Source organism: Streptomyces sp. NBC_01171, assembly GCF_045039805.1.
In the GTDB taxonomy this organism is placed as follows: Bacteria; Actinomycetota; Actinomycetes; order Streptomycetales; family Streptomycetaceae; genus Streptomyces.
In genome coordinates this window covers 785,537-810,182 of the sequence record NZ_CP108609.1, presented here as the reverse complement: position 1 = coordinate 810,182, position 24,646 = coordinate 785,537, and the positions used below count along the sequence as shown (strand labels likewise).

Below are 24,646 nucleotides of genomic sequence, written 5' to 3'. Positions count from 1 at the left end.
AGTCTTGACGCATGAGTCCACTCGACATCAATCTCGCCGACCTGATCGCCCGACTCGACGAAGAACTCCCCGAGGCCGGTGACCTCGCGCACATCAGTGAAGCGCGGCTGCGGGCGCAGACGTTGTCCGATCTCGGGGATCAGCTCATCGATCACTACGTGAGCAAGGCCAAGCGGTCCGGGGCGTCCTGGACCGAGATCGGGGATGCCATCGGGGTGTCCAAGCAGGCCGCGCAGCAGCGGCACGCGCCGACGCCGTTCGAGCGGTTCACCCATCTGAACCGGCACGGCATCGTGCTGGCGCAGGAGGCCGCGCGGACGCACAAGCACGACTCGATCGGCACCGAACACCTCCTGCTCGGCCTGCTCGGGGAACCGCAGGGCCGGGCGTACGAGGCGCTGGTGGCGAAGGCCGGGTCGGAGCAGCGGGTGCGGGACGCGGTCGCGGAGGTGCTGCCGCCGGCCGGGACGAAGGCGCTGCGGGGGCACATCGCGTTCCGCGAGGAGAGCAAGGCGGCCATCGAGCAGGCGCGGGACGCGGCGACCGAGCTGGGTCACGACTGGGTCGGCACCGAGCACATGCTGCTTGGTCTGATCCGGGCCGAGGGGAGCCCGGCCGCCCAGATCCTGCGCGAACTCGGCTTCACGCCGGAGGAGTTGCGCGAGACGGTCGCCGCGCGGGGCGAGCGGTAGGCATCACGCGTCCCAGAACGACGTCAACGCCTTGATCACCGCCTCCGGTTCGTACACGTTCGGCGAGTGCCCGCCACCCGGGATCTCCGTGTAGCGGGCGCCCAACTCCCGTGCCATGGCGGCCGCTGCACGCTCCGGCCAGGTCTCCTCCGGGGTGCCGAAGACGACCGACAGGGGAATGCCGCAACCGCGCAGCGCCTCGCTGCGGTCCGGCTCGGTGATCATCTGCTCGGCGGCCAGGCGCAGGGCCTCGGGGGCGTTGCGGGCCCAGCGGTCCGAGAGGAAGGAGAGCACCTCCTCGGGGACCCCGCCGTCCTCCGGGCGGAGGAAGGGCCACAGATCCGGGACCGGGGTCGTGCGCAGGGCGTCCAGCAGGAGTCGCAGACGCTCCCGGGTCGACTCCGACACCGCCGCCGGGCCGAAGTTCAGCAGCGTCAGTGAGGCCCAAGTGCTGTCATCGCAAGGGGAGTTCAGCACGGCCAAGCGCGACACCAGCCCCCCGTACGAGTGGCCCACCAGATGCACCGGGCCCAGCATCCCCGCCAGTGCGATCACGTCCGACGCCAGATCCTCGGGCGCGTACGACGGAGCCGTGGACGCCGGGCCCGTCTCGTACTGGCCCCGCTGGTCGATGGCGACGACCCGGTAGCCCGCCTCGGCCAGGCCCGGCAGCAGCGGCAGGAAGTCCTCCTTGCTGCCGTTGAAGCCCGGCACCAGCAGGGCCGTGCCGCGCGGGGCCGGGGGAGCGGCCGTGAACGCGGCGAAGGTTCCCCGGTCGGTGTCCAGGCGCACGCTCCGGACGCTGTCGGGGCGGGCGATCGAGAGGATCTGGCTCATGGGGTGATGGTACGTAGGGCCCTGTCCCAGGGATGGACCCCCTCTTGACGCGGCGTCCGGCGCGGGCCGACACTCCAAGTCGGGGAAGTCCAGCGAACAGGTGGGGACGCATGACGCGCCTGGAGACGGTGACCGGCCGCAGCGGCCGCACGCCGTTGCGCGCCCCCCTCCTCACCTCCCGCCTGCACATCGACCTGCTGCGCGTGTGCAGCGCCATCGGACCGCGCCTCTGACCCGGGCCGCTGCCCGTCCACGCGCCTTCCTCGTAACTCCTCGCCCACCTCGGCCGCCGCTGTTCCCGCAGGCGCGCCCGCGCGCGCCCTCGCCCCTGGGGAGACGTACGTATGCCCATCACCGCGCCGACCGCCCTTCCGACCGTCCGGCACAGCTCCGCCTTCCGGGGGCGGCTCGGCCAGGACGCCCGAAGCGGCCACCACGCCGTGCCGCACCGCTACCGGCTGCACCTCTCCACCGCGGACCCCGACGGACTGCGCCTCGCCATCGCCCACAGCCTGCTCGGTCTCGACGCGAGCTGTCCGGTCACCCTGCTCCCCGCCGTCCCCGACGCCCCGGACGGCAGCCACACCGCGCTCCGCCCGCTCTACGAGGCCAGCGCGCACCGCTACTCCGGCCCGGCGCCCGCCCCCGTGCTCAGCGACGCCTGGTCCGGACGCATCGTCAGCACCCACGCGCCGGACATCCTGCGCGACCTGGACCTCTTCCCGCGCGCCGGCGGCGACCCGCTGCGGCCCTGCGTCTGGGAGTCCACCATCGACGCCGTGGAACGGCTCTGCGCCGAGGGCATCGAACAGGCCGCGCAGCGGGCGGGCCGCGCCGACGAGGACCCGGCCGGGCGGGCCGCCGCGCTCGACGTGCTCCTCGACACCCTGGCCCGGCTGGAGCGGTGGCTGACCGAGGAGGAATACCTGGCCGGGGGCCGGCTCACGGCCGCCGACATCGACCTCTGGGTCTCCCTGGTCCAGCTCGACACCGTGCACCGCTGCCACCTCGACGCCTCCGCCGTGCACCGGATCGCCGGCCTCACCGCGCTGTGGTCGTACGCCCGGCGCCTCGCCGCCCACCCCGCCTTCGGCACCCAGCTCGACCTCGACGGCATCGCCCGCCGCCACCACGGCCACTGCCGGGGCCTCGAAGCGGCGGGAGCCGCCGTGCAGATCCTCGACTGGGCGGCTCACGCCAACAGCAAGAGCTAGCCGACGGCGTCCACCAGTACGGCCAGAGCGGCCGCCAGTTGGTCCAGCCCCGGTCCGGGCGGGCCGCCGGGCTCGGTCATGTACGTGTCCCGGCGGATCTCCACCATCAGCGCACTCACCCGCCGCTCCCGGCCGTAGTGGGCGAGGGGTACGTAGGTCCCGCTGAACGGGCTGTCCAGTCCCGTCTTCCCGTAGGGCGAGAACGCCGACCGGGCCGCCGCCATCAGCCCCGGCGGGGTGTGGAAGGCGTCCGTGCCCAGGCACACCGCCGGGCGCGGGCCCTCACCGTGCAGCTCGTAGGGGAGCGGGCGGGACGGGTAGGAGTGGACGTCGATCACCACCGCCCGCCCGGTCGCGGCCAGCCGCTCCGACACCGCCTCGGTGATCGCGCGGGCGTACGGCTCGAAGTACCGCTCGATCAGCGGCCCTTGCTCGGTGTCCTCGGCCCGCAGCGGCTCCCGGTGCGTGGTGCGGGTGTACACCGCGCCCATGCCCACCGCGCGCATCTCCTCCCGCTCGTCCGGGAACCGCTCCGGGTCCACCACCAGCCGGGACAGCCGGTTCACGAATTGCCACGGCCGCACCCCCGCCAACTTCGCTGCTCGATGGGCCAGTTCGGCGGTGTGCGCATCCGTGATGTGGTCCAGCTCCCGCTCCAGGGCGGCGTCATCGAGCAGCAGCCCCGCCCGCACCTCGGCCGGGATCGCCCGCGCGGAATGCGGTACGTGCAGCAGTACCGGCGACGACGGATCGCCGGCCAGCAGTTCGAACGAAGGCTCGGACACATCGGCTCCCAGGGATCAGCGCAGCAACTCGGCCACCAGTCTGCCAACCTGCTCCGCCTCGATCAGGAACCCGTCGTGCCCGTACGGCGATTCCACCACCCGCACCCCGTCCGCCGACGGGATCAGCGCGGCCAACTCCCGCTGCTGGGCCAGCGGATAGAGCCGGTCGGAGTCCACCCCGGCCACCAGTGTCGGCGCCCGCACCCCCGCCAGCGCCGAGCGCGCACCGCCCCTCCCACGCCCCACGTCATGCGCGTTCATCGCCTCGGTCAGCACCACGTAACTCCCCGCGTCGAAGCGGCGGACGAGCTTCTCGGCATGGTGGTCCAGGTACGAGCCAACCTGGTAACGGCCCCCGTGCCACGGGTCCTCCCCGCCCTGCGGAGCCCGGCCGAACCGGGTCTGCAGCTCCGCCTCCGCGCGGTAGGTCACGTGGGCCAGCCGGCGGGCCAGACCGAGTCCGTCCACCGGGCCGTGCCCGGTGCCGTGGTAGTCGCCGCCCCGCCAGTGCGGGTCGGCGCGGATGGCCCGCAACTGGATGTCCGCCCAGGCGATCTGCCCGGCGCTCGCCGAGGCGGCCGTGGCGAGCAGCAGGAGCGCGCCGACCCGGTCCGGGTACGACACCGCCCACTCCACCGCCCGCATCCCGCCCATCGAACCGCCGACGACCAGCGCCCACCGGCCGATCCCGAGGGCGTCCGCGAGCCCCGCCTCCGCCGCCACCTGGTCCCGCTGGGTCAGGAACGGGAACGCCCCGCCCCAGGCCCGGTCGGTGCCCGGCCGGGGAGAGGCCGGGCCGGTGCTGCCCTGGCAGCCGCCAAGCGCGTTCGGCGCGACCACGAACCAGCGGTCGGTGTCCAGCGCCCGGCCCGGCCCGACCAGCGCGTCCCACCAGCCGGGCGTGGGATGCCCCGGCCCGGCCGGACCCGCCACATGGCTGTCGCCGGTCAGCGCGTGCAGCACCAGCACCGCGTTGGACCGGTCCGCCGCGAGCCGCCCCCAGGTCTCGAACGCCAGCCGGACGCCCGGCAGTTCACCGCCCGCTTCCAGCCGCAGCGGCGTACCCGCCGCGTGCCACCGGCGGCGCCCGGCGGGGTCCCCGTCCCGCCAGGCACCGGTGACCGCCGGGAGCGGGGCGGGGCGGGCGCGCGGAACGGTGCTCAGGAGGCGCCCTTGGCCGCGCGGAACCCGGCCTCCAGGTCGGCCTTCAGATCGGCCAGGTTCTCGATGCCCACCGACAGCCGGACCAGCCCTGGCGCGGTACCGGTCGCCGTCAACTGCTCCTCGTCGAGCTGGCTGTGCGTGGTGGACGCGGGGTGGATGATCAGGCTGCGTACGTCACCGATGTTGGCGAGGTGGCTGAACAGCTCCACCGCGTCCACGAACCGCTTGCCCGCCTCCACCCCGTCCCGCAGCTCGAAGGAGACGATGGCGCCGGAACCGCGCGGCAGGTACTTCCGCCCGGCCTCGTACCACTTGCTGGACTCCAGCCCCGGATAGTGGACGGCGGCCACCTCGTCGCGGCCCTCCAGCCACTCGGCCAGGGCCAGCGCGTTGCCGGAGTGCCGTTCCAGGCGCAGGCTCAGCGTCTCCACGCCCTGGAGCAGCAGGAACGCCGAGTGCGGGGAGAGCGCCGGGCCCAGGTCGCGCAGCAACTGCACCCGCAGCTTGACCGCGAAGGCGCCCGGACCGAGTGCCGGCCAGTACCGCAGGCCGTGGTAGCTCGGGTCGGGCTCGGAGAAGTCCGGGAACCGCTCGGGGTGGGCGCCGAAGTCGAAGGTGCCGCCGTCCACCACCACCCCGGCGATGGCGGTGCCGTGCCCGCCGAGGAACTTGGTCGCGGAGTGCACCACGATGTCCGCGCCGTGCTCGATGGGCCGGAGCAGATACGGGGTCGGTACCGTGTTGTCCACGATCAGGGGCACGCCCGCCTCGTGCGCCACGTCCGCGACCGCCCGTACGTCGAGCACGTTGCCGCGCGGATTGCCCAGGGTCTCCGCGAACAGCGCCTTGGTGTTCGGGCGGATCGCGGCCCGCCAGGCGTCCACGTCGTCCGGGTCGTCCACGAACGACACCTCGATGCCCAGCCTCGGCAGGGTGTGCCGGAACAGGTTGTACGTGCCGCCGTACAGGGAGGCGCTGGAGACGATGTGGTCGCCCGCGCCCGCCAGGGTCAGCAGGGCGAGCGTCTCGGCGGCCTGCCCGGACGCCAGCGCGACGGCGGCGACCCCGCCCTCCAGCGCGGCGATCCGCTGCTCGAACACGTCCTGCGTCGGGTTGTGGATACGGGTGTAGATGTTGCCGGGCTCGGCGAGCGAGAACAGGTCGGCGGCGTGCTGGGTGTCCTGGAAGACGAAGGACGTGGTCTGGTAGATCGGTGTGGCCCGCGCCCCGGTCGTCGGGTCGGGCACCGCGCCGGCGTGGATCTGCCGGGTCTCGAAGGACCAGGCCGAGGCGTCGGGTCCGGCGGGCGGCTCGTCCGGGGTGTGACCGGCGGTGACCGAGTCGATGGGCTGGCTGCTCATGGTGCTCCTCGTGCGGTGCGGGCGCGGGTTCCGGCACGAGAAAAGCACCGGGCGGCTGCCGCCGTAAGGGCGGACACGGGCCCCGACACGAGGAGTTCATGCCCGGCACATGCCCGCAACACGGGGCAACACGGTCGCATCGTCGCCGCCACGTTCGCCGGGTACGACCGTGCCCCGGCCGGAAGACACCGGCCGGGGCACGTACCACCGCAGGAAGCGTCAGCTCAGCGAGCCGAGCGCCGCGTTCCAGGTGGCCGACGGGCGCATGACCGCGTCCGCCTTGGCCTTCTCCGGCTGGTAGTAGCCGCCGATGTCGGCCGGGGAGCCCTGCACGGCGAGCAGCTCCTCCACGATCTTCTGCTCGTCGGCCGCGAGGGCCTCGGCGAACGGGGCGAACGCCTTCGCGAGGTCGGCGTCGTCGGTCTGCTTGGCCAGCTCCTGCGCCCAGTACAGGGAGAGGAAGAAGTGGCTGCCGCGGTTGTCGATGCCGCCGACGCGACGGGTCGGGGACTTGTCCTCGTTGAGGAAGGTCGCCGTGGCGCGGTCCAGGGTGTCGGCGAGGACCTTGGCGCGGGTGTTGCCGGTGGCCTCGGCGTACTGCTCGAAGGCGGGGACCAGGGCGAAGAACTCACCGAGGGAGTCCCAGCGCAGGTAGTTCTCCTTGACGAGCTGCTGGACGTGCTTCGGGGCGGAGCCGCCGGCGCCGGTCTCGAACAGGCCGCCGCCCGCCATCAGCGGGACGACCGACAGCATCTTGGCGCTGGTGCCCAGCTCCAGGATCGGGAAGAGGTCGGTCAGGTAGTCGCGCAGCACGTTGCCGGTCACCGAGATGGTGTTCTCGCCGCGGCGGATGCGCTCCACCGACAGCTTGGCGGCCTCGACCGGCGGCAGGATGCGGATGTCCAGGCCCTCGGTGTCGTGCTCCGGGAGGTACTGGTTGACCTTGGCGATCAGGTTGGCGTCGTGCGCGCGGGTCTCGTCCAGCCAGAACACGGCCGGGTCGCCGGTGGCGCGGGCGCGGGTGACGGCCAGCTTGACCCAGTCGCGGATCGGGTCGTCCTTGGTCTGGCACGCGCGGAAGATGTCGCCCTCGGCGACCGGCTGCTCGATGAGCACGTTGCCGTCCGCGTCGACCAAGCGGACCGTGCCCGCGGCGCTGACCTCGAAGGTCTTGTCGTGCGAGCCGTACTCCTCGGCCTTCTGCGCCATCAGGCCGACGTTGGGGACCGTGCCCATGGTGGACGGGTCGTAGGCGCCGTTGGCGCGGCAGTCCTCGATCACGGCCTGGTAGACACCGGCGTAGGAGGAGTCCGGGATCACCGCGAGGGTGTCGTGCTCCTCGCCGTCCGGGCCCCACATGTGGCCGGAGGTGCGGATCATGGCGGGCATGGACGCGTCCACGATGACGTCCGAGGGGACGTGCAGGTTGGAGATGCCCTTGTCGGAGTCGACCATGGCGAGCGCCGGGCCCTCGGCCAGCTCGGCGTCGAAGGACGCCTTGATCTCGGCGCCCTCGGGCAGGCTCTCCAGGCCCTTGTAGATGCCGCCGAGGCCGTCGTTGGGGGACAGGCCGGCCGACTTCAGGGTCTGGCCGTACTTGGCGAACGTCTTCGGGAAGAAGGCGCGCACCACGTGGCCGAAGACGATCGGGTCGGAGACCTTCATCATCGTGGCCTTCAGGTGCACGGAGAACAGGACGCCCTCCTCCTTCGCGCGGGCGACCTGCGCGGCGAGGAACTGCTCCAGCTCGGCGACGTGCATGACGGAGGCGTCGACGACCTCGTCCTTGCGGACCGGTACCGACTCCCGCAGCACGGTGGTGGTGCCGTCCTCGGCGACCAGCTCGATACGGAGCGTGCCGTCCTCGGTGATCACCGTGGACTTCTCGGTGGAGCGGAAGTCGTTCTCACCCATGGTGGCCACGTTGGTCTTGGACTCGGGGGTCCAGGCGCCCATGCGGTGCGGGTGGGTCTTGGCGTAGTTCTTCACCGAGGCGGGGGCGCGGCGGTCGGAGTTGCCCTCACGCAGGACCGGGTTCACGGCGGAACCCTTGATCTTGTCGTAGCGGGCGCGGACCTCGCGCTCCTCGTCGGTCTTCGGGTCCTCGGGGTAGTCCGGCAGCGCGTAGCCCTTGGCCTGCAGCTCGGCGACGGCGGCCTTGAGCTGCGGGATCGAGGCCGAGATGTTCGGCAGCTTGACGATGTTCGCGGCCGGCGTCTTGGCCAGGTCGCCCAGCTCGGCGAGCGCGTCCGGGATGCGCTGGTCCTCGGTCAGGTACTCCGGGAAGACGGCGATGATGCGCCCGGCCAGCGAGATGTCGCGGGTCTCCACGGGGACCCCGGCCTGCGCGGCGTACGCCTGGATCACCGGCAGGAACGAATGGGTCGCCAGGGCCGGCGCTTCGTCCGTGTAGGTGTAGATGATGGTCGAGTCAGTCACCGGGTGCTCCGCTCCACGTCTGCAACATTGCTCGACATCAAGATATCTCGTGACCGGGTCCGGTTCGACAGGGGTCCGGGGCCGGCCGCTCAGCGCGCGCCGCCGGTCATCTCCCGCTCGATCCAGCGGCAGATCACCTCCACGACGTACACATGCTCGGCGCGGGTCAGGTTCCGGCCCTTGGGGATGCCGTGGCAGCGCAGCAGACAGGTACGGCAGCAGGTGCCGGTGGCGTGCTGGGCGACGAAGACCGGGTGGCCCCGGTACGGGGTCTGCTTGCCGTCCTTGTACGGTTGGGCCGGGGCGAGCCGCCCGGCGATCAGGTCGTACGCGTGCCAGCGGATCGTGGCCGGGCCCTTCAGCTCGGCGGTGACCCGGTCCCGTCCGCGCAGGTGGAACTTGGCCCGGAACGGCTGCCGGGTGATCGAGTCGAGCCGGGCGTCCAGCGCGGCGGGGGAGGGCGGGGTGAAGGGCTCGGGCTCGGGCTTGTCGGAGGAAGTCATGCTATTTCGAGCTTAGCCCGGTGGCGTGAGCCCCCGGCCGTGCGTGCCACGATGAGCCGGTGAGTGAAGAACGCCGGAACCTGCTCGTGGACAAGACGCCTCTGCCCGACGGCATCGAGGAGCGGCTGCGGGCCCAGCTCACCTTCCTGGTGGAGGTGGACCAGCTCAAGACCGTGCTGCGCCAGTCGCCGCTCGCCGCGGCGGACCGCCGGGAGAACGACGCCGAGCACTCCTGGCACCTGGCCATGATGGTCGTGGTCCTCGCCGAGCACTCCGACGAGCCCATCGATGTCGGCCACACCGTCGAGCTGGTGCTGCTGCACGACCTGGTGGAGATCTACGCCGGTGACACCCCGCTGTACGACAGCGCGGGCGGCGCCGGCCAGCAGGAGCGGGAGGCGGTCGCGGCCGACGACCTCTTCCGGCTGCTCCCGGACGACCAGGCCCGGCGGATGCGGGCGCTGTGGGACGAGTTCGAGGAGCGGACCACCCCCGAGGCCCGGTTCGCCAAGGCCATGGACCGGCTCCAGCCGCTGCTCCTCAACTGGATGGCGCGCGGCGGCACCTGGCGCACCCCCGGCGTCACCGCCGACGACGTCCGGGCCCGCAAGGCGGTGATCGGGGACGCCTCCGCCTCCCTGTGGACGGCCGGTCGGCGCCTCATCGACGAGGGCGAGCGGCGGGGCTGGTCGCGGGGCGCGGCGTCCGAGGGCTGACGGCCGGCGGCGCCCTGCTGAGAGGGCGCCGCCACCGCGCTCACTGCTCGGACGGTGCCGTCACGTCGTCGGCCGTGCGCTGGTGCGGTATCAGCATCGAGCCCTGCTGGAGCGCGACCGTACGGGTCGGGGCCGGGATGCGGATGCCCTCCTCGCGGTAGCGGCGGTGCAGGCGCTTGATGAACTCGTGCTTGATCCGGAACTGGTCGCTGAACTCGCCGACGCCCAGGATGATCGTGAACCCGATCCGCGAGTCGCCGAAGGTGTGGAAGCGGATCGCGGCCTCGTGCTCGGGGACGGCACCGGTGATCTCGGTCATCACCTCGTTGACCACCTCGGCCGTCACCCGCTCCACGTGCTCCAGGTCCGAGTCGTAGCTCACCCCTGCCTGCACCAGCACCGTCAGCTCCTGCTCGGGGCGGGTGAAGTTGGTCATGTTGGTCTTGGCGAGCTGGCCGTTGGGGATGACCACCAGGTTGTTGGAGAGCTGGCGCACGGTCGTCTGACGCCAGTTGATGTCGACGACGTACCCCTCCTCGCCGCTGCTCAGCCGGATGTAATCGCCGGGCTGCACGGTCTTGGAGGCGAGGATGTGGATGCCGGCGAACAGATTGGCCAGCGTGTCCTGGAGCGCCAGCGCGACCGCCAGACCGCCGACGCCCAGAGCGGTGAGCAGCGGGGCGATCGAGATGCCGAGAGTCTGGAGGACCACCAGGAAACCGATGGCCAGCACCAGGACGCGGGTGATGTTGACGAAGATGGTCGCCGAGCCCGCCACGCCCGAGCGTGACTGTGTGACGCTCTGCACCAGGCCCGCGATCACCCGCGCCGCCGACAGGGTCACCACGAAGATCAGCCAGACCTGGAGTGACTGGTTGACGTGGTGCTGCACGGTACGGGTCAGCGGCAGCACGGCCGCGCCCACCGCGATACCGCCCGCTATCGCGGCCCACGGCACGACCGAACGCAGCGCGTCCACCATGACGTCGTCCCCGCTCCAGCGGGTCCGCTTGGCGTGCTTGGCCAGCCAGCGCAGCACCGTGCGGGACAGGAAGGCCAGCACCAGGCCAGCGGCCAGCGCGATACCGGCGAGGACCAGATCGTCCAGGGTCGGCGTGCGGTTCATCGGTCACCTCCACCGGGACGTGCGGCGGCGCCCGAGGACGCCATGGTCGGCCGGATGTGAAGTTGCGTCACGCTGTCACCTGTTCGCTGTCCGGGGTGTGCGAACGTGCCCGCGGTACGAAGGTTCGATGAAGGGCACGTGCCGTCATCCTGCCGCATGCGCAAGGCGTTGAAATGCCGCGCGGACACTCGGTGTGGAAGTTCGCTTTTCCTGACATATCGTCACTTACACTTGCGCTCGTCACTCAGCGTGAGGATAAACATGAGAAGTGTGACTCAAGTGCTGCGCAGCCCGCGGCGTCCCTTCGTGCTCGGTGCCGCGCTGACCATCGCGCTCGTCGTGCAGTCGGCCGTCATCGTCGAACAGCACCTCCAGATCCAGGGGTTGCAGACGCAGTCCGTCGATTTCCAGGAGAGCCTGGAACCCGGACCGCCCGGTCCGTCCGGTCCGCCCGGACCCACCGGCCCGGCCGGTCCGATCGGCCCGCAAGGCAAGGACGGGACCGACGGCGCGGACGGGGCGGCGGGACCCCCCGGAAAGGACGGCAAGGACGGGAAGGACGGCAAGGACGCCGTCGCCCCACCCGCGAGCTAGCGTGAGGATCGATGTGAGAAGCGTGAAAGAGGTGTTGCGCGGTTCGCCGCGCCGCATGGCGGCCGTCGCGGCGGTGACCGTCGTGGTGGTCGCGCAGGCGGTCCTGCTCGTCGCCCACCAGCAGCAGCTCGACGCGATGCAGATGGAGCGCGTCGGTCTCGAGGACGGCGGCAGCGGCACGCACCAGGGTCCGCCCGGTCCGCCCGGCCCCTCGGGTCCGTCCGGCGACCCCGGCCCCACCGGGCCGACGGGCCGGCCGGGGGAGGACGGGGACGATGGCGACGACGGCCGGCGAGGCCCCTGGGGGCGGCGGGGTCACGACGGCAGGGACGGACGGGTCATCATCTACAAGTGACGGCCGCGTCGGCGGCGACAGGCGTGCGCTCCCCGTGAGTTCACGCCTCGCCGAACGTCCCGTGCCGCCCCGCACCCCCGGCGAACCGGGCCGCCCCCTCCCTCGCCTGCGTCAACACGGCGGCGCCGTGCTTGAGTTCACGGCGCATCGCCTCCCCCTCGGACAACCCCTCCCGGTCGAGCACCGAGGCGCGGTCGGAGCGCAGGCAGTCCTGGGGGAAGCGGGCGATGGCCGCCGCCAGTTCCTCGGCCTCGGCGCGGGCGCGGCCCCGGGGGACGACGCGGTCCGCGAGGCCGATGGCGTGCGCCTCGGCGGCCGGGACCGGGCGGCCGGTGAGGATCATGTCCATGGCCCGGCCGGTGCCGATCAGCCGGGGGAGCCGTACCGTGCCGCCGTCGATCAGGGGGACGCCCCAGCGGCGGCAGAAGACGCCGAACACCGCGTCCTCCTCCGCCACCCGGAGATCGCACCACAGAGCCAGCTCCAGACCGCCCGCCACGGCATGGCCGGCCACGGCCGCGATCACCGGCTTGGACAGCCGCATCCGGGTCGGGCCCATCGGGCCGTCACCGTCCGGGGTGACCTGGTTGCCGCGGGCGGTGCCGATCGCCTTCAGGTCGGCGCCCGCGCAGAACGTGCCGCCCTCGCCCCACAGCACCGCCACGCGCGCATGCTCGTCCGCCTCGAACGCCCGGAAGGCGGCGGCCAGTTCGGCCGCCGTCGGGCCGTCGACCGCGTTGCGCGCCTCCGGGCGCGACAGGACGACCGTCGTCACATGACCCTGCGTCTCCACCCGAACCGGCACCGGGACTCCTCCTCGCCGAGCTGCTGGAAGGGCCACTGTGCCGCACCCGGACCCCGAACGGTTGACCTCAAGCAAACTTGAGGTCCTAGGTTGGACCCATGAGCATGGAAACCACCGCCTGGACGCAACTGCACAGCGTGATGACCGCGCAGCAGCAGCGCCGGCCCCTCGCCCGCGCCACGCTGCGCCGCATCGCCGCCTTCGCCCGACCGCACCGCGCGGGCATCACCCGGTTCGTCCTGCTCGGCATCGTCACCGCCCTGCTCGCGGTCGCCACCCCGGTGCTCGCCGGACGCGTGGTCGACGCCATCGTGGCGGGCCACGACTCCGGCCGGGTGGTCCGGCTCTCGCTGCTCATCGCGGTGGTCGCGCTCGCCGAGGCCGGCCTCGGCATCCTGGTGCGGCGGCTGTCGGCGAGGCTGGGGGAGGGGCTCATCCTCGACCTGCGCACCGCCGTCTTCGACCACGTCCAGCGGATGCCGGTCGCCTTCTTCACCCGCACCCGCACCGGCGCCCTGGTCAGCCGCCTCAACAACGACGTGATCGGTGCCCAGCGGGCCTTCGCCTCCACCCTGTCCGGCGTGGTCACCAACGTGGTCACCCTGCTGCTCACCCTCGCCGTCATGCTCACCCTGTCCTGGCAGATCACCCTCCTCGCCCTGGTCCTGCTGCCGGTGTTCGTCCTGCCCGCCCGCCGGATGGGCAGCCGCATGGCCCGGATGCAGCGGGAGGCGGCCGAGCTGAACGCGGCCATGGGGACCCGGATGACGGAACGCTTCTCCGCGCCCGGCGCCACCCTCGTCAAGCTGTTCGGCCGCCCCGAGGAGGAGTCGGCCCAGTTCGCCGCCCGCGCCGGCCAGGTCCGGGACATCGGCGTACGCACCGCCACCGCCCAGTCGGTGTTCATCACCGCCCTCACCCTGGTCTCCGCCCTCGCGCTCGCCCTCGTCTACGGCCTCGGCGGCTGGTTCGCGCTGCGCGGCACCCTGGAGGCGGGCGCCGTCGTCTCCCTCGCCCTGCTGCTCACCCGGCTCTACGCCCCGCTCACCTCGCTCGCCGGGGCCCGGGTGGAGGTGATGAGCGCCCTGGTCAGCTTCGAGCGGGTCTTCGAGGTGCTGGACCTGGAGCCGCTCATCGCCGAGAAACCCGACGCGGTCGCGGTGCCGGACGGCCCGGTCGCCATCGAGTTCGACGACGTCCGCTTCGCCTACCCGGCCGCCGACCGGGTCTCCCTGGCCTCGCTGGAGGAGGTCGCCGCACTCGACGTACGCGGCGGCGCGGAGGTGCTGCACGGCGTCTCCTTCCGCGCCGCCCCCGGCGAGACCGTCGCCCTGGTCGGCTCCTCCGGCGCCGGGAAGTCCACCATCGCCCAGCTCCTGCCCCGGCTGTACGACACCGACAGCGGGGCTGTACGGGTCGGCGGAGTCGACGTACGGGACCTGAGCGCCGGCTCGCTGCGGGCCACCGTCGGCATGGTCACCCAGGACGGACACCTCTTCCACGACACCGTCCGCGCCAACCTGCTCCTCGCCCGCCCCGACGCCGGTGACGACGAACTCATGGACGCGCTCGGCCGGGCCCGGCTGGACGGGGTCGTACGGTCCCTGCCGGACGGGCTCGACACGGTCGTCGGCGAGCGCGGCTACCGGCTCTCCGGCGGCGAACGCCAGCGCATGACCATCGCCCGGCTGCTGCTGGCCCGCCAGCGCGTCGTCATCCTGGACGAGGCCACCGCCCACCTCGACAACACCTCCGAGGCGGCCGTGCAGGAGGCCCTCACCGAGGCGCTCCAGGGCCGCACCGCCGTCGTCATCGCCCACCGGCTCTCCACCGTCCGCGCCGCCGACCAGATCCTCGTGGTGGAGGACGGCCGGATCGTGGAACGCGGCACCCACGACCAGCTCCTCGCGGCCGGGGGCCGGTACGCCGAGCTGTACCGCACCCAGTTCGCCGGCAACGACGACGAGACGGTGACGGTGGCCTGACCGGCCCCGGCGAATCGACCGCGTCGCCGTGCTGGACGCCGCCCGCGCGAGGGCCCACCATTCCTCCCACGGACACGGGAGAGAGGGATCGGCGGGGATGAGCGGGACGGGGCGGACGCGGCAGACCGAGGCACAAGGCGGCTGTGGCGAGGGCCTGTTGCGGGTCCTCGCCGTGGACGACGAGGAACCCGCGCTCTCGGAGCTGCTGTACCTGCTCGACCAGGACCCCAGGGTCGGCAGCGTGCTGCCCGCGCTGGAGGCCACCGAGGCGCTGCGCACCCTCAGCCGGGCCGTCCAGGGCGGCGCGGACGCGGTCGACGTCGTCTTCCTCGACATCAACATGCCCGGCCTCAACGGCCTCGAACTGGCGCGTCTGCTGGGCGGGTTCGCCGCACCGCCGCTCATCGTCTTCGTCACCGCGCACGAGGACTTCGCCGTCCGCGCCTTCGACCTCAAGGCCGTCGACTACCTCCTCAAGCCGCTGCGCAAGGAGCGGTTCGCCGAGGCCGTGCGCCGGGTGTCCGAGCTGACCCACGCCGGCCGGGGTCCCCGCACCCAGCCGGCCGCACCGCCCCCCGGTGGCCAAGTCCCGGTGGAGCTGGGTGGGGTGACCCGGTTCGTGCCCGTCGCCGACATCGCCTACGCCGAGGCGCACGGCGACTACGCCCGGCTGCACACCCGGCGCGGCAGCCACCTCGTCCGCGTACCGCTGTCCGCGCTGGAGGAGCAGTGGCGCACGCACGGGTTCGTGCGCATCCACCGCAGCCATCTGGTCGCGCTCGCCCGGATCGAGGAACTGCGGCTGGACGGGGGTAACTTGACCGTCCGGGTCGGTGACCGTGTCCTCCCCGTCAGCCGTCGTAACGCCCGTGAACTGCGCGATCTGCTGGCCCGCCGAGCCACCGGCACCGCGGCCCGTGTCCGCTGAGCCCGGTGCGCTGTGGCGACCCTGTGCCGAACCCGCCAGGGCCCTGTCTCACCACGGACGCGCTGCGTACACTCGCGGCAAACAAGGTGATCACCGGGGTCTCGGGGGGTGCGTCATGGGTGCGGAACCCACCCCGCGCCGGGAGGTGGTCACCGGGGTCCCCACCGGGCGCACGCGGGCCGCGTACCCGGACTCCTCCGCACACGACGACGCCGCTGTCCGAAAGTTGATGCGCCGTCAGGTGCGCGTTGGTCTCGTCGCGTGCTCCCTGCTCGCCCTGCCGCTGGGGTTGTTCCCCGTGGTGTTCCGGCTCCTGCCGACCGGTGGCACCGGTCAGGGCGCCGTCTGGCTGCTGCTGGGCGTCGCGCCGTACCCCGTCCTGCTCGCCACCGGCGCCTGGTACGTCCGCCGTGCCGAGCGCAACGAGGGTGACGTGAGCGGGCGTTGAACCAGACCTACGGAATCGCTGGGGTGTCCGCCGTGGTGCTCGCCACGGCACTCGTCGGCGCGCTCGGCCTGCGGATCTCCCGGACCACCTCCGACTTCTACGTGGCCTCCCGCACCGTCGCCCCCCGGCTCAACGCCTTCGCGGTGAGCGGCGAGTACCTGTCCGCCGCCTCCTTCCTCGGCATCGCCGGGCTGCTGCTCGCCCAGGGCGTCGACATGCTCTGGTTCCCCATCGGCTACACCGCCGGATTCCTCGTCCTGCTGGCCTTCGTCGCCGCCCCGCTGCGCCGGTCCGGCGCCTACACGCTGCCCGACTTCGCCGAGGCCCGGCTGGAGTCGCGGGCGGTGCGGCGGATCGCCGGAGTGTTCGTGGTGGGCGTCGGCTGGCTGTACCTGCTGCCCCAACTGCGGGGCGCCGGGCTCACGCTGCGGTTGCTCACCGGCGCGCCCGGCTGGCTCGGCGGGCTGGTCGTCGCCGCCGTGGTGACCGCCGCCGTCGCCGCCGGGGGGATGCGCAGCATCACCTTCGTCCAGGCGTTCCAGTACTGGCTCAAGCTCACCGCCCTGCTGGTGCCCGTGGTGTTCCTGCTCGCCGCCTGGCACGCCGACCGCGCCCCGCTGCCCGCCTGGGACGAGCGGCCCCTCTTCCACCGGTCCACCGAGGTCCGTGTCGACCGTCCGGTGACCGTCACCGTCCAGGAACCTGTACGGGTCACCGCCACCGGCAGCGTCGACGGGCACCCGCTGCGCGAGGCCGCGCTCACCCTCACCGGGGGCCGCCACCACATCGGCGCGCACACCGACCTCCGCTTTCCCCCCGGCGCCCAAGTGCCGCTGCCCGACCGGGCGACGGGCTCCGCCTCGCTCGCCCCGAGCGGCGCGGAACACGGCCTGTACGCCACCTACGGGCTGATCCTCGCCACCTTCCTCGGCACCATGGGCCTGCCCCACGTCGTCGTCCGCTTCTACACCAACCCCGACGGCCGTGCCGCCCGCCGCACCACCGTCATCGTGCTCGGCCTGCTCGGCGCCTTCTACCTGCTGATGCCGCTGTACGGCTCGCTCGCCCGGCTGTACGCCCCCGACCTGCTCCTCACCGGCGACACCGACGCCGCCGTACTCGTGCTGCCGCAGCGGCTGATCGGCGGGGTGGGCGGTGATCTGCTCGGCGCGCTGGTCGCGGGCGGTGCCTGCGCGGCCTTCCTGTCCACTGCCTCCGGGCTCACCATGTCCGTCGCGGGGGTGCTCGCGCAGGACGTGCTCCCGGCGCTGGGGCTCCGGCACTTCCGGCTCGCCGTCGTCCCCGCCATCGCCGTGCCCACCGCCGCCGGGACGATGGTCGGCGGCCTGCCGGTGGCCGACGCGGTCGGGCTGGCGTTCGCCGTCTCCGCGTCGTCCTTCTGCCCGCTGCTCATCCTCGGGATCTGGTGGCGCGGCCTCACCCCGCCCGGCGCCATCGCCGGCCTGCTCCTCGGCGGCGGCTCGGCCCTCACCGCCGTCACCACGACCATCACGGGCGGCACCCGGTCCGGCTGGTCGCACACCCTGCTGGCCTGGCCCGCCGTCTGGTCGGTACCGGTGGGCTTCACCGCGATGATCCTGGTCTCCCTGGCCACCAGGCGCCGGGTCCCCGCCGGGACGGCGGCCACCATGGCACGGCTGCATCTGCCGGAGGGGCGGGTGTGAGGTGGCGGACTTGAGTGTGCTCGGGGTGTTGCTGCTGGCTGTCGCGGGACTCGCGTTGTTCGTGTTGGGGGCCGCGCTGGGGCATGTCGCGCTTCGGCGGCAGCAGGCGAATCCGGCGGGCCCCGGTACCCCCGTCGAGCAGGCCACCTTCCACACCCTGCACACCGCCTCGCTGGCCGCGCCCCCGCTGCGGGCCGGGCTCACGCCGGACACCGCCCGGAAGGCGGCCCGGCGGTTGCGGCCGTTGCTCGGCAGCGGGGCGCTGGCGCTCGCCGACGAGGAGGCCGTGCTCGCGTGGGACGGGGCGGGGGAGCACCACCGCGCCCAGGTCACCGAGCGGCTGGCCGCCGTGGTGCGGGCGGGGCGTACCCAGAGGGTGGAACTGGACTGTGCGCACGCCGACTGCGCCGTACGTCAGGGGGTGCTCGCGCCGTTGACCGTGGACGGCCGGGTCGCCGGGGTGCTCGCCGCCTTCGGTGACGGGGAGTCCGGGGGGCTGCTCCGGGCCGCCGAGGAGGTCGCCCGCTGGGTCTCCGTCCAGCTCGAACTCGTCGACCTGGACCGGGCCCGCTCCAGTGTGATCGAGGCCGAGATCCGCGCCCTGCGCGCCCAGATCTCCCCCCACTTCATCTACAACTCCCTGGCCAGTATCGCCTCGTTCGTCCGCACCGACCCCGAGCGGGCCCGCGAACTCCTGCTGGAGTTCGCGGACTTCACCCGCTACTCGTTCCGCCGGGGCGGCGACTTCACCACGCTCGCCGAGGAGTTGCGCTCCATCGAGCAGTACCTCGAACTCGCCCGCGCCCGCTTCGGCCGCCGCCTCGCGGTCACCCTGCGGATCGCGCCCGAGGTGCTGCCGGTGACCCTGCCGTTCCTGTGCCTGCAGCCGCTCGTGGAGAACGCGCTCAAACACGGTCTCGAGGAATCCGCCGAGCGCGGCCGCATCACGATCATCGCGGAGGACGAGGGCACCGAGGCCCGCGTGGTCATCGAGGACAACGGCGTGGGGATGGAACCGGACCGCCTGCGCGCCCTGCTGCGGGGCACCGCCGGCCCCGACACGGGCATCGGCCTGAGCAACGTCGACCGCCGGCTGCGCCAGGTGTACGGAGACCCGTACGGTCTGGTCATCGAGACCGGCGTGGGTGCCGGCACGAAGATCACCGTACGGGTCCCGAAGTTCCGCCCCGGCTCGCGCCAGGGGTGAACGGTCAGGTCCAGCGGCCGTTGGACTGCTTGCGCTCCTGCTGCTGGCGCTGGTAGTGCTGCTGGTCCTTCGCCTGGCGGGCGGCGGCCTCGGGGATCTGCGTGTGGTAGTAGAGCTCCTTGCCCTGACCCCGTGCGCCCAGGCCGTGATGCCCCTTCACCGGAGAGTTCTTACGCATGACTCGGCTCCTTGCTCGCATCAGGTCTGCGTGTCCAGGGAGATGTGTCCAGGGAGATCCGGTCACCGGCGTACGACGGCGCCCGTTTCGTTAGGGTTCATGGTATTCCCGCTCCGCCATTCGGGCGACCGGGCCGGGCCCCGTTTCGAGGTGCGGGCGCGGGGGCGCGATGCGACGCTGACTTGGTGCATACCTCTGAGCTGACTCCTGAGATCCGTGCCGCTCTGAGCGAGCAGAGGCCGTACCCCGCCATCACCCTGGTGATGCCGACCGATCCGGACTTCCCCTTCAGCGAGAAGGACCGCATCCTGCTGCGCGACCTCGTCACCGAGGCCAAGCGCCGGCTTGCGGAGGACCCGGACGTCACGCGGGAGACCCGGCTGGAACTTCGGGACCACATGCTGGACACCACGGTGATCGAGCAGGTGGCCGACCCCTTCCACCCCGACGACGCCATGGTGGTCTACGTGGCCGCCGACGAGCCGGTCCAGGTCTGGCAGATGACCTCCCTCGCGCCGGTGCGCCCGCGCGTGGAGTTCGCCGACCAGTTCCTGACGCGGTATCTGGAGGCCGCCGAGCAGCGGTCCCGGCCGTTCCTGGTGCTCGTGCTCGACCAGGAGATGTGCCGCCTGTACCACGGCTCGGTGAAACGCCTGGACGAGGTCGAGCATCACGGCTTCCCGTGCGCCCCCGAGATCCCGTCGCCGGAGGATGCGCTGCCCGGCCCGATCCCGCACTCCGCGCCGTACGAGGGGCACAGGGAGCGGGTCGAGCAGTACCTCCGCAGGGTCGACAAGCGGCTCGGCGACGCGATCGAGGAGCACGAGGGCGATCTGCCACTGTTCGTCATCGGCGGCGACAAGACCCTCTCGGCGTTCAGGGACGTCACCACGCACGGCGACATGATCGCGGGCACGCTGCCGCTGACCGGGATGGACAAGGACCGGGCCGCGGACCTGATGAAGCGGCTGGAGCCGGTCCTCGCCGAGTTCCGCGAGAAGCAGGTCGCGGAGGCCGTCGACGCGCTGGGCGAGGCGCGCGGGCTCGGCAAGTACGCGGGCGGGCCGCAGGAGGTCTGGACGGCCGTAGCGGACAAGCGGGTGGCGCGGCTGATCGTCGAGGAGGGGCTCGACCTCGCGGGCCGGATCACCGAGGACGGCCGGGCGCTGGAGCTGGCCGAGGTGCCCGAGCCGGTCACGCTGCCCGAACCCAAGCCGGACGTCGAGCCGCCGCCGCACACCATGGGCGTGGCCACCGACATCATCGAGCAGTTGGTCGACCGCGCCGTCGACGCCGACTCCCAGGTCCTGTTCGTCCCCGACGGCACCCTCGCCGAGGCCGGGGGAGTGGCGGCGCTGCTCAGGTACTGACCTGCTGTTCGGTCTCCTCGCGGGCGTCGAGCACGGTCGTACGGAACGCCGTGACCACGGGCCGCAGATCGACCTGATGCCAGGCCGCCCACAGCCGAACGGACATGTCCAGCCAGGGCAGTTCGCGTACCGTCACCCCCGCGACCGGGCCGCGCAGCATGCTCCGCTGGATCAGCGCAACCCCGAGGCCGGAGGCGACGAGGCCGAGCGCGGTCAGCGGCTCGGACGCCTCCAGCCGGATGTCGGGCGTGAACCCGGCGGCCGCGCAGGCGGCGACGAACTCGTCGCGCCAGGCCGGGCGCCGGCTGTTCTCCACCGCGATCCACGGCTGCTGCTCCAGGTCGGCCGGGGCCACCTCGGCCGACTCCGCGAGCGGGTGTCGGGTGGGCACAGCCAGCAGCAGCGGGTCGTCCAGCAGCAGCGCGGCCCGCAGGTCCGGGTCGTCCTCGGCGGGCGGCTCCGGCACCAGGGCGATGTCGAGGCTGCGCCTGCGCAGGCCCTCGAACTGCTCGGCGGCGGGGACGTTGTAGAGGGCGACGTGGATGCCGGGCCGTTCGTCGTGGAGTTCCCGGAGTGCGCGCGGCAGCACCCCGGTGTGCATGGCGTCGACCGTGTACCCGATGCACAGCCCGCCCTCCTCGCCCCGGCCGAGCCGGCGGCCCAGGTTCTCCAGCCGGTCGGCGTGCCGCAGCAGGGCCTTCGCCTCGGAAAGGAAGACCCGCCCGTCGGCGGTGAGCCGGATACGCTGCTGGCCGCGCTCGAACAGGGTCAGGCCGAGGTTCTTCTCCAGTTGGGCGATCTGGCGGCTGAGCGGTGACTGCGAGATGTGCAGGCGCTCGGCCGCGCGGCCCACGTGCTCCTCCTCGGCGACGACCACGAAATAGCGGAGCTGGCGCAGATCCAGCATGTGAGACCTCCAGGGACTCAAGTATGTCCAAGCAAGTCTTGGACAGTCTCAAGCATCGATCCTAGCCTCGACAGAGCAAGCAACGCGGACCATCGCAAAGCCCGCGAAACTCCCGTAAAGACAAGGATCACGCTCACATGGGTATCAAGTCCCTCCTCCCCGGTTCCCTGGGCTTCGGCACCGCCCCGCTCGGCAACATGTTCCGGGCCATCCCCGAGGAAGAGGCCGCCGCGACCGTCGCCGCCGCCTGGGACCAGGGCATCCGCTACTTCGACACCGCGCCCTTCTACGGCGCCGGCCTGTCGGAGATACGCCTCGGCGAGGCGCTCGCCGGGCGCCCGCGCGACGAGTACGTGCTCAGCACCAAGGTCGGCCGCGTCATCCACGACGACGTCGAGGACCCGGCCGCCCGTGAGCTGGGCGAGAAGGGCGGGCTCTTCGAGCACGGCCGCCCCAACCGGATGACCGACGACTACACCGCCGACGCCACCCTGCGCTCCATCGAGGACAGCCTGAAGCGGCTGGGCACCGACCGGCTGGACATCGTCTGGGTCCACGACATCGCCCAGGACTTCCACGGCGACCAGTGGCTCGCCCGCTACGAGAGTGCCCGCACCGGCGCCTTCCGGGTGCTGCAGAAGCTGCGCGAGGAGGGCGTCATCAAGGCGTGGGGCCTCGGCGTGAACAAGGTCGAGCCGATCGAGCTGACCCTCGACCTCGACGAGCCCCGCCCGGACGCGTTTCTGCTGGCCGGCCGCTACACCCTGCTCGACCACGACCGCGCGCTCCAGCGGCTGCTTCCGGCCGCCGCCGAGCAGGGGGTCGACATGGTCGTCGGCGGCCCCTACAGCTCGGGTGTGCTCGCGGGCGGCCGGCACTTCGAGTACCAGGAGGCCCCGCGGGCCATCCTCGACAAGGTCGACCGGATCAAGGCCCTGGCCGAGCGGCACGGCGTCTCCATCAAGGCTGCGGCCCTCCAGTTCGCCCTGGCCCACCCCGCTACCGCCGCCGTCGTCCCCGGCGCGACGAAGCCCAGCCGCATCGCCGAGGACGTGGCCGCGCTGCACGAGACCGTCCCGGCCGCGTTCTGGGCGGACCTGCGCGCGGCGAACCTGATCTCCGCCGCCGCTCCCGTCCCCACTGTCTGACCCCTGCTTGGAGAAGCACCATGGCAAGCACCAGCACGTACATCGACGTCCCCCGCACCCCCGAGCAGGTCTGGCAGCTCATCGGCGGCTTCGGCTCCCTGCCCGACTGGCTCCCCTACATCCCGGGCAGCACGCTGAGCGAGGGCGGCCGGGTCCGCACCCTCACGAACGCCGAGGGCGAGACCATCGTGGAACGCCTGACCGCTTTCGACGAGGGCTCGCGCACCTACACGTACACCATCCTGAAGGCCCCCTTCCCGGTGACGGACTACCTCTCCACCCTGACCGTCCACCCCCTCCCGGACGCGGGCACCGCCCGAGTCGAGTGGTCGGGCACCTTCACCCCGGCAGGCGTCCCGGAAGAGGAGGCGACCACCCTGTTTCACGGCATCTACACCGAGGGCCTGGCCGCACTGGAGCGCACGCTGCACGAGCAGGCGTAGTTTCCGGCCGCGCCGACGCGTGATCCTTGGACCCGCACCGGCGCGGCCGCTGCCGTCCCTACGATGCCGACATGCGCACCCCGGACCCGTACTGGAACACCAACGTCGCCCGTCACCCCGGCATCCTGCGTCGGGTGCCCCCGGGCTGCGGGGACGCGCTGGACGTCGGCTGCGGGGACCGGCTGTTGGCGCGCAAGCTCGCGGCCCGCGTGTCGCGTGTCACCGGTGTCGACGTGTCACCGGAGATGATCGCCCGCGCCCGCGACCTCTCGGGCGAGCGGCCGGGCCTGCGGTTCCTCCAGGGCGACTTCCTGACCGCCGACCTGCCTGCCGAGGGGTACGACTTCATCTGCTCGGTGACCACCGTCCACCACATGGACTTCACCGGCGCCCTGCTCCGGATGCGGGAACTGCTGCGCCCTGGCGGCACCCTGGTGATCGTGGGGCTCGCGCGGGAGAAGAGCGTCGGCGAGTGGGCGGCGTTCCTCGCGGCGGCTCCCGTCATGCGGGTCACCAAGGCCGTGCGGCGGGCAACGACGCCCGAGGGGATGCCGGTGGCCGAGGCGGAGATGAGCTACGGGGAAGTGCGCCGCATCGCGCGGCGGCTGTTGCCCGGGGTGCGGTATCGGCGGCATGTGCTGCGTCGGTACTCGCTCACCTGGCGGAAACCCCTCACGCGCTCGTAGGCGGGCCCGGGGTTCGTTGGTTGTAGCGGTGGGAGGCTCGGTCGTTCAGGGCTCGGCCGGCTTTGTTGAGGGCTCGGCGCCAGGGGGTGCGGGGGGACTGGAGGGAGTGGCCCTGGCGCAGGGGGTGGGGGTTGTCGTCCCTCGGCGGGTGGGGGAGGGCACGGGCGGCGAGGCCGGTGGCTCGGGTCGTCGCCGCGGGGGCCACACCGTGGGCCATCGAGGCCAGGCGGGCCGCCGGGGTGAGGACCGCGCGGGTGCGGCGGCGCTCCACCGCCTGGACGACCTTCTCCGCCGCGCGCTCGGCGTCCATGGACAGCACCGGCGTGCCCGAGAGAGTGGAGAACCAGGCGTACTCCTCCTCCGCCTGGCCGCCGAACTCCGCCTGGAGATGCGAGCCGGTGCGCATCAGGCCCGGATGGACCGTCGTCACGCTCACCGCGCTGCCGGCCGTCTCCGCCTGGAGCCCCTCGCCCAGCGCCCGTACCGCCGCCTTCGCGCAGGAGTAGGGGACCAGATGCGGCGGGGAGACCAGCGCGCCGACCGAGCCGATGAGGCCGAGGCGGCCGCCGTGCGGGCTGCGGCGCAGATGGGGGAGGGCCGCCAGACAGGTGTACAGGGTGCCGTCGAAGATCGTCGCCATGGCGTCGTGGAAGGCGCGGCTGCCCGCCGTCTCGGCCGGGGCGACCTGGATGACACCCGCGTTGGCGATCACCACATCCAGCCCGCCGCGCGCCGCCGCGGCCTCGTCGACCGCCGCCGTCACCGCGCCCTCGTCCCGTACGTCGCACACCACCGCGCGGACCGTACGGCCGGTGCGGCGGCGTATCCAGCCCATCGCCCGGCCCAATTCCTCCGAATCCCTCGCGAGTATCGTCACCTCGCATCCGCGACCCGCCAGTTGCCCGGCGATCAGTAGACCGAGCCCCCGGGAACCCCCGGTGACCAGCGCGGACATCCCGTCGGACAGAGTGTCTTCGCTACGCGCCATGTCCTTACCTCTCTCTGGAAAGCTCGCAGATGCGGCTCCGGGGGTGACCTTCCCCGCTGTGGCGACGTGTGCGCGGTCGGGC

26 protein-coding genes are annotated in these 24,646 nt (G+C 72.6%); 15 read left to right on the top strand and 11 right to left on the bottom strand.

The genetic code is table 11. The features are described 5' to 3' along the window. Positions 1-11: 11 nt before the first annotated feature. Positions 12-692, top strand: coding sequence for a Clp protease N-terminal domain-containing protein (locus OG448_RS03765; protein WP_405551502.1), 681 nt, complete (start codon positions 12-14; stop codon positions 690-692). 3 nt (positions 693-695) lie between these two features. On the opposite strand, the gene OG448_RS03760 is transcribed toward OG448_RS03765, so the two are convergent. Next, positions 696-1,529 carry an alpha/beta fold hydrolase gene (locus OG448_RS03760; protein WP_405551501.1) on the bottom strand — a complete coding sequence of 278 codons (834 nt, stop codon included), beginning with the start codon at positions 1,527-1,529 and terminating at the stop codon, positions 696-698. A 110-nt stretch (positions 1,530-1,639) separates the two neighbouring features. Between OG448_RS03760 and OG448_RS03755 the strand changes: the two genes are divergently transcribed. Then, positions 1,640-1,762, top strand: a complete 123-nt coding sequence (locus OG448_RS03755) for a putative leader peptide (RefSeq protein ID WP_267881274.1) — start codon at positions 1,640-1,642, stop codon at positions 1,760-1,762. Positions 1,763-1,873: 111 nt separating this feature from the next. Further along, positions 1,874-2,743, top strand: a complete 870-nt coding sequence (locus tag OG448_RS03750; RefSeq protein ID WP_405551500.1) for a glutathione S-transferase C-terminal domain-containing protein — start codon at positions 1,874-1,876, stop codon at positions 2,741-2,743. Here OG448_RS03750 and OG448_RS03745 read toward each other — a convergent pair. The 5 genes from OG448_RS03745 to OG448_RS03725 form a co-directional block, all read right to left on the bottom strand. Continuing rightward, a complete protein-coding gene (locus tag OG448_RS03745) occupies positions 2,740-3,528 on the bottom strand; it encodes an N-formylglutamate amidohydrolase (protein ID WP_405551499.1) in 789 nt (262 codons plus the stop codon). The two genes, OG448_RS03750 and OG448_RS03745, sit on opposite strands and share 4 nt — an antisense overlap. 15 nt (positions 3,529-3,543) lie before the next feature. Continuing rightward, positions 3,544-4,692: a homoserine O-acetyltransferase gene (locus tag OG448_RS03740; protein WP_405558660.1), complete on the bottom strand. Its 1,149-nt coding sequence runs from the start codon at positions 4,690-4,692 to the stop codon at positions 3,544-3,546. Then, on the bottom strand, positions 4,689-6,053 hold the full coding sequence (locus OG448_RS03735) for a bifunctional o-acetylhomoserine/o-acetylserine sulfhydrylase (protein WP_405551498.1): 1,365 nt from the start codon (positions 6,051-6,053) through the stop codon (positions 4,689-4,691). Before OG448_RS03735 ends, OG448_RS03740 begins: the two co-directional genes overlap by 4 nt. 219 nt (positions 6,054-6,272) lie before the next feature. Then, positions 6,273-8,492, bottom strand: a complete 2,220-nt coding sequence (locus OG448_RS03730) for an NADP-dependent isocitrate dehydrogenase (protein WP_405551497.1) — start codon at positions 8,490-8,492, stop codon at positions 6,273-6,275. Between the two features lie 89 nt (positions 8,493-8,581). Beyond that, entirely contained in the window at positions 8,582-8,995 is a 414-nt protein-coding gene (locus tag OG448_RS03725; protein WP_405551496.1) for a DUF4186 domain-containing protein, read from the bottom strand. A gap of 59 nt (positions 8,996-9,054) precedes the next feature. Here OG448_RS03725 and OG448_RS03720 point away from each other — a divergent pair, with 59 nt between their 5' ends. After that, positions 9,055-9,711, top strand: coding sequence for an HD family hydrolase (locus tag OG448_RS03720; protein WP_405551495.1), 657 nt, complete (start codon positions 9,055-9,057; stop codon positions 9,709-9,711). A gap of 40 nt (positions 9,712-9,751) precedes the next feature. Here OG448_RS03720 and OG448_RS03715 read toward each other — a convergent pair whose 3' ends face one another. Continuing rightward, positions 9,752-10,837, bottom strand: coding sequence for a mechanosensitive ion channel family protein (locus tag OG448_RS03715; RefSeq protein ID WP_405551494.1), 1,086 nt, complete (start codon positions 10,835-10,837; stop codon positions 9,752-9,754). 261 nt (positions 10,838-11,098) lie between these two features. Here OG448_RS03715 and OG448_RS03710 point away from each other — a divergent pair, with 261 nt between their 5' ends. Both OG448_RS03710 and OG448_RS03705 read left to right on the top strand, forming a co-directional pair. After that, positions 11,099-11,431: a hypothetical protein gene (locus tag OG448_RS03710; protein ID WP_405551493.1), complete on the top strand. Its 333-nt coding sequence runs from the start codon at positions 11,099-11,101 to the stop codon at positions 11,429-11,431. Positions 11,432-11,444: 13 nt separating this feature from the next. Then, a complete protein-coding gene (locus tag OG448_RS03705; RefSeq protein ID WP_405551492.1) occupies positions 11,445-11,786 on the top strand; it encodes a hypothetical protein in 342 nt (113 codons plus the stop codon). Between the two features lie 40 nt (positions 11,787-11,826). Here the strand turns inward: OG448_RS03705 and OG448_RS03700 are convergent, their stop codons facing one another. Continuing rightward, positions 11,827-12,591 carry a crotonase/enoyl-CoA hydratase family protein gene (locus OG448_RS03700; protein WP_405551491.1) on the bottom strand — a complete coding sequence of 255 codons (765 nt, stop codon included), beginning with the start codon at positions 12,589-12,591 and terminating at the stop codon, positions 11,827-11,829. A gap of 104 nt (positions 12,592-12,695) precedes the next feature. Between OG448_RS03700 and OG448_RS03695 the strand changes: the two genes are divergently transcribed. From OG448_RS03695 to OG448_RS03675, 5 genes are all read left to right on the top strand, one after another. Then, positions 12,696-14,576, top strand: a complete 1,881-nt coding sequence (locus OG448_RS03695) for an ABC transporter ATP-binding protein (protein WP_405558658.1) — start codon at positions 12,696-12,698, stop codon at positions 14,574-14,576. A gap of 97 nt (positions 14,577-14,673) precedes the next feature. After that, a complete protein-coding gene (locus tag OG448_RS03690; RefSeq protein ID WP_405551490.1) occupies positions 14,674-15,504 on the top strand; it encodes a LytR/AlgR family response regulator transcription factor in 831 nt (276 codons plus the stop codon). A 115-nt stretch (positions 15,505-15,619) separates the two neighbouring features. Next, positions 15,620-15,952: a hypothetical protein gene (locus OG448_RS03685; RefSeq protein WP_405551489.1), complete on the top strand. Its 333-nt coding sequence runs from the start codon at positions 15,620-15,622 to the stop codon at positions 15,950-15,952. Continuing rightward, entirely contained in the window at positions 15,949-17,637 is a 1,689-nt protein-coding gene (locus OG448_RS03680) for a cation acetate symporter (protein ID WP_405551488.1), read from the top strand. Before OG448_RS03685 ends, OG448_RS03680 begins: the two co-directional genes overlap by 4 nt. Before the next feature lie 10 nt (positions 17,638-17,647). Continuing rightward, the gene (locus OG448_RS03675) at positions 17,648-18,844 is read left to right on the top strand and encodes a sensor histidine kinase (RefSeq protein ID WP_405551487.1); all 1,197 of its coding nucleotides are present in this window, start codon (positions 17,648-17,650) and stop codon (positions 18,842-18,844) included. A gap of 4 nt (positions 18,845-18,848) precedes the next feature. Here OG448_RS03675 and OG448_RS03670 read toward each other — a convergent pair whose 3' ends face one another. Continuing rightward, a complete protein-coding gene (locus OG448_RS03670) occupies positions 18,849-19,022 on the bottom strand; it encodes a hypothetical protein (RefSeq protein ID WP_199809738.1) in 174 nt (57 codons plus the stop codon). Between the two features lie 185 nt (positions 19,023-19,207). On the opposite strand from OG448_RS03670, the gene OG448_RS03665 reads away from it, so the two are divergent. Further along, a complete protein-coding gene (locus tag OG448_RS03665; RefSeq protein WP_405551486.1) occupies positions 19,208-20,392 on the top strand; it encodes a hypothetical protein in 1,185 nt (394 codons plus the stop codon). Here the strand turns inward: OG448_RS03665 and OG448_RS03660 are convergent. Beyond that, the gene (locus tag OG448_RS03660; protein WP_405551485.1) at positions 20,382-21,299 is read right to left on the bottom strand and encodes a LysR substrate-binding domain-containing protein; all 918 of its coding nucleotides are present in this window, start codon (positions 21,297-21,299) and stop codon (positions 20,382-20,384) included. The genes OG448_RS03665 and OG448_RS03660 overlap by 11 nt on opposite strands. 137 nt (positions 21,300-21,436) lie before the next feature. Here OG448_RS03660 and OG448_RS03655 point away from each other — a divergent pair, with 137 nt between their 5' ends. The 3 genes from OG448_RS03655 to OG448_RS03645 all read left to right on the top strand — a co-directional run bounded on the left by OG448_RS03655 (position 21,437) and on the right by OG448_RS03645 (position 23,576). Further along, on the top strand, positions 21,437-22,447 hold the full coding sequence (locus tag OG448_RS03655; RefSeq protein ID WP_405551484.1) for an aldo/keto reductase: 1,011 nt from the start codon (positions 21,437-21,439) through the stop codon (positions 22,445-22,447). A 20-nt stretch (positions 22,448-22,467) separates the two neighbouring features. After that, positions 22,468-22,890 carry an SRPBCC family protein gene (locus tag OG448_RS03650; protein WP_405551483.1) on the top strand — a complete coding sequence of 141 codons (423 nt, stop codon included), beginning with the start codon at positions 22,468-22,470 and terminating at the stop codon, positions 22,888-22,890. A 71-nt stretch (positions 22,891-22,961) separates the two neighbouring features. Further along, positions 22,962-23,576 carry a class I SAM-dependent methyltransferase gene (locus tag OG448_RS03645; RefSeq protein ID WP_405551482.1) on the top strand — a complete coding sequence of 205 codons (615 nt, stop codon included), beginning with the start codon at positions 22,962-22,964 and terminating at the stop codon, positions 23,574-23,576. On the opposite strand, the gene OG448_RS03640 is transcribed toward OG448_RS03645, so the two are convergent. Then, positions 23,563-24,564, bottom strand: a complete 1,002-nt coding sequence (locus OG448_RS03640; RefSeq protein WP_405551481.1) for an SDR family NAD(P)-dependent oxidoreductase — start codon at positions 24,562-24,564, stop codon at positions 23,563-23,565. The genes OG448_RS03645 and OG448_RS03640 overlap by 14 nt on opposite strands. Positions 24,565-24,646: the final 82 nt, after the last annotated feature.